A 13467-nucleotide genomic window follows, 5' to 3' on the forward strand; every position below is an offset into this window, starting at 1 on the left:
ACCTCACTTAATTTCTTTTCCAACATCAAGTTTTTGGTGTTTTAATTTTGAGAATACATGAATATCAGCCCAACCAGTAATTGCTCCTTGGAATAAGAAAGCAAAGATGGTTCCAAGACCAAAGTTCGTAAATTGACGCGTGATGATGATTGCAATAATCGCCATCAATGTAGGTGGAATGTATGATGCCCACATCGCCCAAGCTGCTCTACCCTTAAAGTACTTAAAGCGAAGAATTTGCATCAAATCATCAGCTGGATGAAGCACAAAGTTAACTCGTTGGTAAATTGAGATGGCTGTACCAATCAAAGCTACTCCGAAGAAGTTAAGAAGAACATAGAATGCTACCATCCATGGTCCCTTTGCATCTGGAAGACCGCTAAAGATTGGGTACTTACCAAGGAAGAAATCCTCAAAAATTTGAATCATTGCGGAGAAGGGAACCATGAAGATCAAGTTTCCCAAAATCCGTTTGACATCAAACTTACCAACCAACACTGCGTTCAATACTGAGATCAACATTCCTAAAATCAAGAATGCCCAGAATAAATTCCAGTGTAAGGCAACCCCTAGATTAGCTTCAGCAGCTGTCCAGTAAGCCGACCCTAAAAATGATGGGTGGATTTTCGTACTCGTAACCAAAGTCAACACGTTACCAGCTGAGTTGATAATCAAGGAAATAACAAAGTAAAATGTTGCCTTTGACGCTGAAAGTGATTTTTCTTCTTTCATGTCTAAACCTTGCGAATTATCTGCCATTACCAGTCACCTTATTTCTCGTCGCTAACCTTAACAACGGCCTTACTTACGTTTTGAATCCGACCTTCAACGAAGTCTTCAACTTGGTCCAAAGTAAGTTCGTGGCTGATAAGATCTTCAACGTTCAACTTACCACTTGAAAGCATTGCAAGAGAATCCTTGAATGAGTAAGGGTTAATGAATGAACCTTGGATAGTTAATTGCTTTTGGAATACTTCGTAAGTGTTCATAGTGAAAGTTTGGCTAGGCTTACCAACACCGAACATCAATACTTGAGCACCCTTCTTGGTTGCGTTAATTGCTTGTTCTTGAGTTTGAGGCATACCAACGGCTTCGATAACAACATCGTAATCAGCTGGGATAGCTTCTTCTTTAGTGTAGTAAGTGTTAGTTGCGCCAAACATTTCTTTGTTTCTAGCTAATTTTTCTTTGTTGATTCCGGCAAGGTCAACTTGGTGAACACCGTATGCTTGCAAGATTTGAACAAACAATTGACCCATGAAACCATCACCGATAACCAAAGCTTTTTGGTATGGAGTCAACTTCAACAATTTGATACCATGAACGGCACATGAAATTGGTTCAACAGTTGCAGCAGCCTTTAATGAAACGTTGTCAGGAACTTGGTATACAACTGAAGCTGGGGCAGTGAATTGCTTTTCAAGACCACCATCTCTAGTAACACCAACAGCTGATAAGTTGTCACATAATTCTGGACGGTCAGTTAAACAAAATTCACATTGGCCACAGTAGATGTTAGGGTCAACTGAAACGCGATCGCCTGGCTTAACGTTAGTAACTTCAGAACCAACTTCAGCAACAACCCCTGAGTTTTCGTGACCAAGGACGATTGGAGGAACAGCATCAGCTGAACCTGGTAGTCCTGCATAAAGGGCGTGGTCAGTTCCACAAATACCAGCGTATGCTGTGTTGATCAATACTTCGTTTGGCTTTAATTCTGGTGCCTTAACGTCTTCAAGTTCTAAACTCTTTGTTCCAGTTAATACTAGTGCTTCCATTATAAAATGCCTCCATAAAATTAGCTTAATTTGAGAATAAGTGAGCAATCCCGTGTAAAAATCAACTCATTTATTTAACGGAATTAAGATTAACATCTACGCAAACGTTTGTCAAAGATTACGACAATCGTTTGCGTAACCATGATAATCACTAATTAAAGCCTACGCACCGCCTTTTAAAGCTTCAGCCAAAGAAATTTGACTATGAAAAAGCTTTACATCAACTTTGTGAAAAAAGTCATGAATTCACCTATATTAACCTGTTTTCAACTTCCACAAACTATTATTTTATCTTTTTTGAAAAATATTTTTAAAGCAAAAAATAGTATTAAGTTAATTGAGGCACCAATCCAATTTGGCCCACCTCAGCACTTAATACTATTTGATTATTTATTTTATGTTCACCGCTGGTAGTTTATGAATCTTTTCAGCTACTGCTTCTTTAGTTTTAACTTCGTTTGTGTGCCCATGATTCGTAACGATCCACTTCTTCTTGAAGAACGTTAATACTGCCCAGACATTGATTATCTGATAGTAAATCTGAAATACATAAGCCCTAAAAATAAGTAAACCGGTTTTTAGCATTCCATTATCTCTCTTCAAAATGTAGACTGACTCAATAACAATTAGATTTAACGCCATCAAGCAGTTTAATATCAAAATCACCATCAATTGCTGCTCCGTGAACCACGTAAACGCCATTTCTAGCTTAATTACGTGATTAGTTATGAATGTGATTAGGTTCATGATGATTAATACGTTGATTTGTAAAGCCTTGGAGAGAGTACTGATTCTGCAAAACACGTGAAAATTTTTAATGGTTGGAGCCGTCAGGATATTGAGCAACGCCAACCCAAAGAACCTCAAAAAGCATTCAAACGATCCCCGTGACCACCGAGTTAGTCCCCTAGTAGCTTGCTTCAATTCAGAATAGTTTTCATTTTCTACATACGCATCAGCAACATACTTAATGTCACCGCCGTGGGAGAGAATCAGTAGCTCTTCATACTCATCTTCAACTAGCGTTTTGAATCGAAAGCCATCATTCATCAAAACAACATCCATTCGAGTGGCAAAGCCCGTTCCTAATAGTGATGCAGCCCCTGACTTACTTTCAGGGAGTTGTTGAAAATGGTGAGCTCTCATGAACGAAAGATTAAGGCCATCGTTGATTATTCCTTGCCCTTTTTTTGACTTCAACGCACCTTGCATTGCCTCAGGGTTATTCAGTTCAATTGCATAGTCATTAAACCGCTGGAGAAAATTAGGAGAAACCCGATTATCACTATCAATAACGACCAAATAGTCATAGTCCCTTACGTTCTCAATATTATTGATTCCAAAATCAAGGGTACTCGATTTACCAATTCCCCAACGGATAAAATCAGGATACATTTCCGAGGTTATCACTTTTGCCCCTTCAGTCGCCGCAATTTGAGCAGTTCTGTCTGAGCAGCGATCTGCAATCACATACACATCGTAAAGTTCTTTTGGATACTTTTGGGCTAGCAGATCTTTGACGGGAATATCAATAACAGCTTCTTCATTATGGGCTGGGATAACTACCAAAAACTTGCGAGTTGGAGTTCTTCGCCTAACTGTTTCCGACTTTCCAAAGTACGTCTTTAGAGAAATTAAGTTGTAATAAACCATATATAAAAAGATATAACAGGTTAAAATCGTAGATACAAGTTTGATAAAAAACATATTTGCTTCCTTAGCATAAACTTGCGCGCAAATATAACTATATCCACTACTCCCCCTAAGCACAATGACACTTCAAGTCAAAGTGTTGGTTATATATTTTTTATCATTTAGTTGCATCTTTCTAATTTTAGAATCGGTGAACCTAACCATTTACATATAACAAAAGTGAAATATAATACAAACCAGATATTGCTGAATTGGCAACGCTATTTCGGAGTAATTGTGTTCCTAAAATAATGCCCAAACAAAAAAGCGGCCAGCTTTCACTGGTCGCTAAAATTAGAAATATTAGTCTTATTTAATCATTGAGTTTCGATAGATATCTTTAACTGCATCTTCATCCAGTTTGACGTAAGCATCTTTAGTTAAGTTACCTGTCTTAACGGCACTCTTTGCCATCTCGTCAAAGTGAACTTCGTCCTCAATGCCAACCTCTGGTAGTGTCATTTCAAATCCTAGAGAAGTGATCCATTCTCTAGTTGATTGCAATGCAAAACCAGCCGCTGTAGTATCATCATCTTCTTGAATATTCCAAACGTTTCTGGCAAATCGGGCAAACAACGGAATTGTCGTTTGGTCCCGCAAGCAGTAATGCATCCATCTTGGGGTTAAGATTCCAAGGCCAACCCCATGGGTAATATCATAAAACGCCGACAATTCATGTTCTAGTGGGTGAACAGTCCAGTCATTAACGTTACCCTCGCCAACGATACCATTGAGAGCCATTGTGGCTGTCCACATAAGGTTAGCTCTAGCATCATAATTTTCGGGTTCCTTGATTGCAACTGGTGCCCACTTGATTACGGATTTCATTAAGCCTTCAATCATGCCCTTAGTTGCATCGTTATTTTCAGCTCGGTCAAAATACTGTTCACACAGATGACTAAAGATATCCATTGAACCAGCAGCCGTTTGCCTAGCTGGAACGGTGTAAGTCAGGGTTGGGTCAAGGAACGAAACTGCTGGTGAGTTAGGTCCGCCAACACCAAATTTCTGGTGAGTTTCTGGATTAGTAATAACTGAACCAACGTTCATTTCTGATTCAGTTGCTGATAGCGTCAAAATATCAATCAGTGGTAACTGATCAATTTCAAAGCGCTTTTGGCCATCCAATACTAGATCCCATGGATCACCATCGTAGTAACGGGCCGAGCCAATTACTTTACTAGCATCAATAACAGAACCACCACCAACTGCTAAAATAACGTCAATGTCATTTTCCTTAGCAAGCCGTTGGCCTTCCCTAACTGATTCAATCTTTGGGTTAGGTTCAACCCCTGGGAGTTCAACGATATTCTTGCCTGCCAACAACTTCAAAACCCGATCATACAAACCAGATTTCTTAATTGATTGTCCGCCATAAACAAATAATACGTTATTACCAAACTTTGAAACTGCATCATTTAATTCGTTATCAATGTGGTCCGTGCCAAATCTGATGTCAGTTGCGTTGTGAAATCTAAAGTTTTCCATGATGTTCCTCCTCATATGCGTAAAGACATTGTACACCATATCACATTTAAGACCTATATAAGCGAGAAAAAAACTGAGAATTGCTTCTCAGTTTTTTCCACTAATAGCCAACAAACCCAGCATGGTACTCTTGACCGCCAACTAAGTAGTTGTCAATTGCTGTGTACTTATTGTCAGTATCTGGGCCTAGTTTTCTAATCGCCAATTTATACTGTTCATCCCCAGAATCACCGATTTTTTCATCTGAAATTCCGGCTAAATGATTAGCATAATACAACACAATCGTGTTTCCTTCCCGCACTGCCTTAGTTATCTTTTGACTAGCAGTTGGTAAGCTAGGTTTTTTATAAGTTATTCCATCAGTTGTAACGTTATCATACGTTTCAACATACCCATCAGTTGTAGTTCTTAACATCGTCATCTTTGAAGACCAAATGACATCACTACTACCACTAATAAGTTGGTTTTTCCAAATACTATAAGACTTAGAAACACCACCAGTATTATTATCAACCACATAGTCTGGTTGAGATAACGCTGTCAAGTACGAAGGTGCTGTTCTCTTAAGAACATCAGTGGATAGCACGTTAGACACAGTTTGAATTGCATCAGAAACTCCCAGTTGATCCCGCAACTCATGACTTGCCGTCTGTAAGTTTAGTTGATAATAGACTTTTTGGTTTTGAATCCAACTTTGCCCACCCAAGATAGTTCCCTTTGGGATGGTAACCGTTGTCTTCTTATTACTACTCTTACTCAAAACTTTATATTGGGTATCTTCGTTTAACTTATAAAAGCCAATCCTGTACTGACCGACATAATTTGGACCATAACCCTTAGTTAGATAACTTCTGGCAACATAGCCATCCCACGAATGATCTCTAACCCCAGGAGCCACCATCTTGTAGTAGACGCCCTTCTTGCTACCGTTTTGCATAATTACACTTTCAGAACGATACCACTGCGTGCCAGGATGATTCTTCAAGTTCAGAATCTTCTTAGTGTGGGTCTTATTCCACATGTACGCGTTGCCCTTACCCGCATAGTAAAACGGTGTCTTAGTAGCGTACTTCTTTGTCTTGACGATCTTATAAGCCGCAGCGTGAACAGTAGTTGCTTGACTGACAACAGCGCCACCGCCAATGGCAAACGCTGCAACCGTCATTACCTTAATCAAAAATTTATTCATGATAACCCCTCAATGCTTAATTATTTACGCCTATATTATAATCCCTAACCAGTAACTTAGTGACATAGCTAGGCCCCCAATTACCAAAATCTTAACAGAACAGATAAAGGTTTCGGTTTTTACCTGCTTAGCAGCAAACAACATCGCTTGTTTGTAAACTAACGGAATCGAAAGCAGTGCCAATAAGGTAGTCCAAGGAGCAATCTTCAGAACCACCGCCGCAACAATTGCCACGTAAGCAAGTACGTTAAGGCCTAAAAATAGGTTGACGGAGTTCTTACGCCCGAGATACCACACAATTGTATGCCGATCATTTTTAATATCTTCATCAAGGTCACACGTATTGTTGTCTAGCATGATATTAGCAATCCAGAGTGTGTTTGGTAATGGCACTAAGAATACTTTGCCAACACTAGCCCAATCCCAAGCAAACACTGAATATGTATTGATATAAACAACGATTAATGTAATTACAAATCCCATCGTCACGCCAGAAAAGAACTCACCAAACGGGGTATCCGCAATTGGCTTTGGCCCCATCGTGTATAAAAAGCCAACTGCAAAGCAAAACATACCCATCCACAACAGTGGCAGTCCCGTTCGATAAACCAAATAAAGACCTATCAATCCAGCAACTCCAACAAACGAAATCAAAATTGACAGTACGACTGGTTTGGATAGTCCAGCCCGTCCCACAATGTTCGTTTCATTTCGGTACTCATCGACGTCCTTCGCCTGCAAGAAGTGATTAAAGTTATCAAGCACGTTGACCGACGCATCAAACAATAGCATTGCTACAAAAAACAGCACGGCACTAACCGGATCAATGGTGTGATAGTTATACCAAGTAAATAACGTTCCGATAATAAACGGAATGATACTAGCAGTTAACGACTTAACCTCAATCAATTCTAAAAAAACACTCTTTGACAATTTTATCCCCACTAACTTTTTTAATTTAATTACTATTTTACTGTTTTTTTCCAGTAATTAAAACCATCCCCAGCTATCTCTCGTCTCAAACCCTAACTCACCATCTTGACAAATGCGAACACATGTTCGACAATAATGGTAAATTATTCTGGAGGTGAGAACATGGATTATTCGCACGAACCCAACGGGGTGTTCTTTTTGATCGATAACAAATCATTTTACGCTAGCGTTGAAGCCACAATGCGGGGATTTAACCCCCTCACCGTTCCCTTAGTTGTCATGAGTGAGCAGGCTAACACAAATGGTGGTCTGATTCTAGCCACTTCACCAATGGCTAAAAAGCTGTTCGGCCTCAAGGCCAATGTTTCCCGGCAGCGAAACCTCCCCCAAGACCCACGGCTAGTGGTTGTCCCTCCCAGAATGAATCTGTACATTGAACGTAATTTAGAAATTAACGATATCTTTAGGCGCTTTGTGGCCGACGAGGACCTCGTTCCCTATTCAATCGATGAATCGATATTAGACATGACCCACTCTTGGAGACTGTTTGGTAATAGCCCCATTGAGGTTGCCAAACTAATTCAAAAAACCGTCCACGATGAGCTCGGTCTTTATCTCACCGTTGGTATTGGTGATAATCCAGTTCAATCTAAACTCGCTCTAGATATCTACGCCAAGCATACCCCAGACTTTATCGGGGAAATTCACTACAGTACCGTTCCGGAAAAAATTTGGTCAATTGAAAATCTAACTGATGTTTGGGGTATCGGTAATCGAACTGCCAAACGGCTAAATAACCTCAAAATATATACTATGAAAGACCTGGCTGCCGCTTCCCCATTTTTACTAAAGGAGAAGTTGGGAATCATTGGCACCCAACTTTATGCAACGGCCTGGGGAATTGACCGGACTAACCTTCATAAACGAATCAAACCCAGAGAAGCCAGTATCGGTAACTCTCAAGTTCTTCCTCGCGACTACCGCAGTCAGGAAGAAATCGAAACGGTCATCAAGGAGATTGGCGAACAGGTTGCTTCTCGACTTAGACATCACCATAAAGTCGCTGGCGTTCTTTCGCTAGGAATCGGCTTTTCGTATGCTGCCAGCGAAGAAGACGGCCGGGGTGGCTTCGGCCATTCCCTAAAGATTGATCCCACTAATGATAATCGAGAAATCGTTGCTCACCTTATCAAGATGTTTGAAGATAACTGGCAAGGCCAAACCATCAGAAATATCGCCGTTTATACTAGCAAACTCAGTTCAATGAGTGGCCGCCAACTCAATATTTTCATGGATCCCCGTCAGCAAATCAAAAAGCAGGAGTCTGACCGAGTCGTTGATCAGATTCGGGATAAGTTTGGCTTCAAGTCCCTTGTGTACGCCCGAAGTACGACTAAGGGTGGCACAGCAATCAACCGGGCGTCACTAGTTGGTGGTCATAACGGAGGTAACGCTTATGAATAGAGACGTTAAAATTCTGTTAGAGCGAATTCAACCACTATTTAAGCGCATGAGTCAGACTAGGTACTGGATCAGAGTCGTTAACGATCAGTTTGATGAACAATACAACTTCTTTTTCCACTCCCAACATCGAGGCATGAGAGAAAAGTCGGTTCCCCTTCATTCAATCAAAAATTACCGACTTGAATACCTCGAAAAAGTAATCAGCCTGTTCAAAGAAAATCTCAACCTATCGATATACTACGCCGGTTTTAAAGGCCTACGCTGGCCATCAACCAACAAACGGATTCAATGGAAGTGATTCACAATGACTGCTAATGAACCTAATGATGATTTAGCCCAACTCTTCTTCGACCATTACTACCACGACCGAGGTATGCTCAAGTGGCAGGGTTACTACCTCTCTGACCATACCAGTGCACTAAACCACCAGAAAGAGGTTCGTAGCCACATCGTTTCTCACCAAGTAGCTGAGCAAATGGAAATGGCCGATATTGAAACCACTATTAATACTTCAATCACCAAACACATTCCCGTCTCAATTCAAAGTAACATCAAGGACGATAACGGTACCTTTCCCATGCCCATTACCGGCGAAATAATTGGCTACCACAACTCCCGCCTATATATATCTACGCAGGAATCAATCGAAATTTCCGACATTCGCCATATTAATTTAACAAAATAGTTGCTGCTTTCTTTAAAATCAGCTGAAGTCCTTTATAATTAAAGAAAGATTACAAAGTTAGGAGCAAAATAATGCTATTTTTATCAATCAACACAGCGTTTGTAATTATTTCACTGATCTTTCTCCACTTTGACCGCCGCAACTTCTTTGCTGGTGTGTTTCTAATAGTTGGTATTATAGACCTGCTACTATCAGGGTTTGTTTACTTTATTGGCCAAGCATCATCCTCATCTCCTCAAGCCCAGTCAACCATCATTTTGTTCGTCTTACTTGGGCTGTTGGGAATTTTGATGACCGTTGGAATTTCCATGATTCTAAACACCCACATCATGCAAAAACGCGAGGGTAAGAGTATGACCGCAAAACTATCTCTATTCTTTGGGGTCAACGCCCTAATTATTTTGGGCCTTGCATACATTTTTCTTGCCTACTCGGAAAACTTTCCAATAATCATCAATGCTGGGATTTTCTTTGTGCTGATAACCGATATTTTATTTTCCACAATTTTCATTAGCTACCTGTTTTACTCGTTTTTATATCAGGTTATGCCAATCAAATACGTTGCTAACTACATTATTACTTTGGGAGCCGGAGTTCGTTCTGAAAAAATATCACCATTACTTCAAAGTCGACTTGATCGGGCCATCGAGTATCTAAATGATATCAAACCAGCTCAGGCCAAGATGGTCGTCAGCGGTGGTCAAGGCCCCGACGAACCGGTGTCAGAAGCATTTGCCATGGGAAAATACCTTCGTTCTCAAAGTATTCCTAAAGAAATCATTATTGAAGAAGATAAGTCAACAAACACTTACCAAAATATGCTATTCTCAAAAAAACTGATTATGGAAGATTGGGAAAAACAAGGCAACCAGGGAACCCCTAAAGTCGTCTTTTCAACTAATAACTATCACGTCTTACGTGGAGCTATTTACGCTCGCCGAGCAGGGTTAAACGCAGATGGCATTGGAGCACCAACCTCGTTTTACTTTTTACCGAGTGCTTTACTAAGGGAGTTCATCGCGTTACTAGTTATTTACCGCTGGTTTACCGTTGGCCTCGTCCTATTCAGTTTACTAATCTCAATCGCAATTCTTGTTTAAGGGAGAAACAATAATGCAAAAATCTAAATTTGGCGTAAGTACCATTATTCTAATTCTTATCTTTTTGGGCATTTTTGGTGGGGCTTACTTCTACTACAATCAGAACTATGGTGGCGATCAATACTACACCAAGATAACAAATAATGGTAAGAAGATGGAGCGTGATAGTGGCTCAGTTTACTATCACTACAATCTCCCTTCTTATAATAAAGACGGTCAAAAGAACAACATTAAGTTCAATAGTTATGATTTGGACCGGCCACTAAAGAAGAACGCCTATCTAAAGATCAAATATAACCAACATCGCAAGGAAGTTTTGTCCTGGGAAAAAGTTGACGCTAATAAGGTGCCAACGGCTGCTAAGGATAAACTTGACTAATCGTTTGTAAAAGCCTGGGACATAACTAGGTAAATCGAAAAAAAGTAGCGATAAATTTCATTTTCTTGAAATTTATCGCTATTTTTTTGCTTTCATCCAAATTATTGCTACACGCAGTAGCCAACGGTAACTGAGGCCCATTATTCATGACCCTCAGTTACCGTTGGCCTTCCGGGGGTGAAACGACGAAAGCAACTTCGCATGCTTTCTGTTCCATCGCCTTTTATTCACCTAATTAAATAATACAAACCGCTGATTCCAATAAAAATGAAGACGGCTTTTTGAATCATGTTGATATTCATATTTCTGGTAACTCGGTTAGCAATCATCGTCCCAATTATTCCACCAACAATTCCAATCAAAATAAACTTAATATCCGCTACCGTTAAAATTCCGTCATAGAATCGGACACTAGTTACGTATACTTGATCAATCAAAAAGAACGTCTGAATGCTAGCAAGATACTCTTCTTTGGTAGCCGCTAACGACAAGAAGTACATTGCCATCAAGGGGCCACCAATCCCGAATAATCCGTTGAAGAATTCCCGAGATTACCATAAAGGCAATCGCGACATAAATTGGATAATGCTGTTTAGCAGTCATCTTTTTAAAGAATAGAAAATAAACAGATAGTCCAATCAATAGCAGGCCAAGTAGCATTTTTAGAATCTTAACATCTAACACACCACCCAGTTTTAAAGAAAAGAACGCCACGCCAGCATAAACAATAAAGGGCCCTATCAGGCGGCTAACTTTAACGTGCTTTCGGTAGCGCACTGCCAACATCAAGTTAGAGACCGACATAATCAAGGATGCAACCCCGGCACTCTGAGGAATTGGCAGAATACTTGGCAAAAACACCATTAACACAATTGCGGACCCAAAACCAGTAATTCCCTGAACTAGGCCAGCTAACACAGCTGGTAAGAAAATAAACCAAAGAATCGTCACTTAATCAACTCCAAACTAAACCATTATTACTATTATAGTGGACTTCGGAGAAAAGAAAATAGCGACAACAAAAAAGGTACCTGTTTTCAATCAAAGTTGAAAACCGATACCCAATAAGTAGTTGGAACCAAAATTCCAACGGTAATATTAACGTCCCCCGTTAACATTCTATTCTTACCCCCATGCTTCTATTCCCCAACAAAAGCATGATGCATTCTATGTTAAACCGTTCCCCCTCAACCCATCCCCATGGGTTGATCAGCTGCGTTGCTTCAACTGATGTATATAGAATACCAAGTGCAATTGCTTATGTAACCAATAAGTTAAATCTTCTTGATTATTTCAAACTCACTTCATTATTTCTTCACAATTTATCATGATAAATAATATTTTTGAACATTTATTAGATAAATGTCGCAATAGGCAGACATAGTTGCCCACACTTTCGTCATCATCGTAATATTCCATACACAATTTGCCCAAATATTACAAGTTTTTTGTCCCACCTAGTTTACATTTTACGCAACCAATCCCCGCCCAATGCCTTTTATCCTACATTACAAACTATTTTTAACCGTCACTTTTTTAATATATTGTGGTAATTGTCCTGATAACTTGAGTAGGTAAGATATGCCCCATAGTTTGAAAAAGAAAATATGAGGTGTAATTTTGAAATTCAAAAAAAGTTTATTATCATTAGCATTTGCAGGCGCAGTTCTCGGTGGATCAGCACTAACAGCTACTTCAGCTAGTGCCGACACTTACACTAACGCCCAACAAACTCAAGCCGCTAGTTACTATGCCAACAATGGCTACAACAATTACAATAACTACGCAACTTACCAACAATCAGCAACTACCAATGGTTACACAACCACCCCAACAACTCAGACCACAACGACAACCACTACTACCCAATCTGCAAATAACACTACTTCAAGTAGCAGTACTTCAGATTCAAAGGCTCAAGCAGTTGTTAGTTTGGCTAAGAAATTAGCTGGCCAAAACATCCCTTACGTATGGGGTGGCGAATCACTCAGCGGTATGGACTGTTCAGGTCTTACCGACTACGTTTACCAAAAAGCCGCTAATATCAAACTCGGCCACTACACCGTTACCCAAGAAAGCCACGTAACCAAGAAGGCCGTTTCAGCTGCTAAGCCTGGCGACCTGCTATTCTGGGGAGCCCAAGGCGCAACTCACCACGTTGCTATCTACATCGGTAACAACCAATTCGTTGCTGCTCCACAACCAGGTCAAAATGTTGATATCGAAACCATCAACAGTGCGTTCATGCCTAGCTTTGCTGGTCACGTTAACGGATAACAATTAGACAAGTTCAAAATTAATAAAGACCCGTCAACGATTATCAAATCGCTGGCGGATTTTTTTCTTTTCCCAGGCCAAGATAGCGGTACAATTATTATTAAACAAACAGGAGATGACATTTTATGCTTTGGATTCACTTAATAACTTGGGTACTGCTATTGATTGTCGTACTAATTGATCTGTTTGGATCATCCCAACGCCCAATTGTTTGGCAGATGATTGCTCGGGTTCTTTACCTGGTAGCAATTGGGAGCGGAATATTCTTACTCATTGAAACCTTCAAATACAACCCATCAATGAGCATTATCAAAATCATCGTTGCCCTTGGTTCAATTGCCCTAATTGAAATTGCGTTTGCCAAGCAAAACAAAAAGCAACTCACTACTGGATTGGTCTGGGACGCAATTATTGGCCTGGTTGTCGTTGGCGTTCTTGGCTTGTGGTTAGCTCAGGGAAGACCATTTATCTAACAAAAAACA

General features: G+C 40.1%; 13 protein-coding genes and 1 pseudogene. 7 read left to right on the forward strand and 7 right to left on the reverse strand.

What is annotated here, in order from left to right; translation table 11 throughout:
- Positions 1-3: 3 nt before the first annotated feature.
- From QOW94_RS05175 to QOW94_RS05200, 6 genes are all read right to left on the reverse strand, one after another.
- Positions 4-732 carry a DUF6198 family protein gene (locus QOW94_RS05175; protein ID WP_502867246.1) on the reverse strand — a complete coding sequence of 243 codons (729 nt, stop codon included), beginning with the start codon at positions 730-732 and terminating at the stop codon, positions 4-6.
- Between the two features lie 38 nt (positions 733-770).
- Positions 771-1778, reverse strand: coding sequence for a zinc-dependent alcohol dehydrogenase family protein (locus QOW94_RS05180; RefSeq protein ID WP_283679177.1), 1008 nt, complete (start codon positions 1776-1778; stop codon positions 771-773).
- Positions 1779-2168: 390 nt separating this feature from the next.
- Positions 2169-3485: a glycosyltransferase family 2 protein gene (locus QOW94_RS05185; RefSeq protein WP_283679178.1), complete on the reverse strand. Its 1317-nt coding sequence runs from the start codon at positions 3483-3485 to the stop codon at positions 2169-2171.
- 294 nt (positions 3486-3779) lie between these two features.
- Positions 3780-4958: an iron-containing alcohol dehydrogenase gene (locus QOW94_RS05190; protein WP_283679179.1), complete on the reverse strand. Its 1179-nt coding sequence runs from the start codon at positions 4956-4958 to the stop codon at positions 3780-3782.
- 100 nt (positions 4959-5058) lie between these two features.
- Complete coding sequence (locus QOW94_RS05195) at positions 5059-6147, reverse strand: hypothetical protein (protein ID WP_283679180.1); 1089 nt, start codon at positions 6145-6147, stop codon at positions 5059-5061.
- A gap of 30 nt (positions 6148-6177) precedes the next feature.
- A complete protein-coding gene (locus QOW94_RS05200) occupies positions 6178-7080 on the reverse strand; it encodes a prenyltransferase (RefSeq protein WP_283679181.1) in 903 nt (300 codons plus the stop codon).
- A gap of 162 nt (positions 7081-7242) precedes the next feature.
- Here QOW94_RS05200 and QOW94_RS05205 point away from each other — a divergent pair, with 162 nt between their 5' ends.
- The 5 genes from QOW94_RS05205 to QOW94_RS05225 all read left to right on the forward strand — a co-directional run bounded on the left by QOW94_RS05205 (position 7243) and on the right by QOW94_RS05225 (position 10708).
- Positions 7243-8544, forward strand: a complete 1302-nt coding sequence (locus QOW94_RS05205) for a Y-family DNA polymerase (RefSeq protein WP_283679182.1) — start codon at positions 7243-7245, stop codon at positions 8542-8544.
- Entirely contained in the window at positions 8537-8842 is a 306-nt protein-coding gene (locus QOW94_RS05210; protein WP_283679183.1) for an acetyl-CoA carboxylase, read from the forward strand. The genes QOW94_RS05205 and QOW94_RS05210 overlap by 8 nt, the downstream gene beginning before the upstream one ends.
- 6 nt (positions 8843-8848) lie before the next feature.
- A complete protein-coding gene (locus QOW94_RS05215; protein ID WP_283679184.1) occupies positions 8849-9229 on the forward strand; it encodes a hypothetical protein in 381 nt (126 codons plus the stop codon).
- A 71-nt stretch (positions 9230-9300) separates the two neighbouring features.
- A complete protein-coding gene (locus QOW94_RS05220; RefSeq protein ID WP_283679186.1) occupies positions 9301-10329 on the forward strand; it encodes a YdcF family protein in 1029 nt (342 codons plus the stop codon).
- 13 nt (positions 10330-10342) lie between these two features.
- On the forward strand, positions 10343-10708 hold the full coding sequence (locus QOW94_RS05225; protein ID WP_283679187.1) for a YxeA family protein: 366 nt from the start codon (positions 10343-10345) through the stop codon (positions 10706-10708).
- Between the two features lie 227 nt (positions 10709-10935).
- Here the strand turns inward: QOW94_RS05225 and QOW94_RS05230 are convergent.
- Positions 10936-11653, reverse strand: a pseudogene (locus QOW94_RS05230) (TSUP family transporter).
- 675 nt (positions 11654-12328) lie between these two features.
- Here QOW94_RS05230 and QOW94_RS05235 point away from each other — a divergent pair.
- Positions 12329-12985, forward strand: coding sequence for a C40 family peptidase (locus QOW94_RS05235; RefSeq protein WP_283679188.1), 657 nt, complete (start codon positions 12329-12331; stop codon positions 12983-12985).
- Positions 12986-13110: 125 nt separating this feature from the next.
- The gene (locus QOW94_RS05240; RefSeq protein WP_283679189.1) at positions 13111-13458 is read left to right on the forward strand and encodes a DUF1516 family protein; all 348 of its coding nucleotides are present in this window, start codon (positions 13111-13113) and stop codon (positions 13456-13458) included.
- The last annotated feature ends 9 nt before the right edge of the window (positions 13459-13467 follow it).

Origin of the sequence: Lentilactobacillus sp. Marseille-Q4993 (genome assembly GCF_951230165.1) — a bacterium.
In the GTDB taxonomy this organism is placed as follows: Bacteria; Bacillota; Bacilli; order Lactobacillales; family Lactobacillaceae; genus Lentilactobacillus.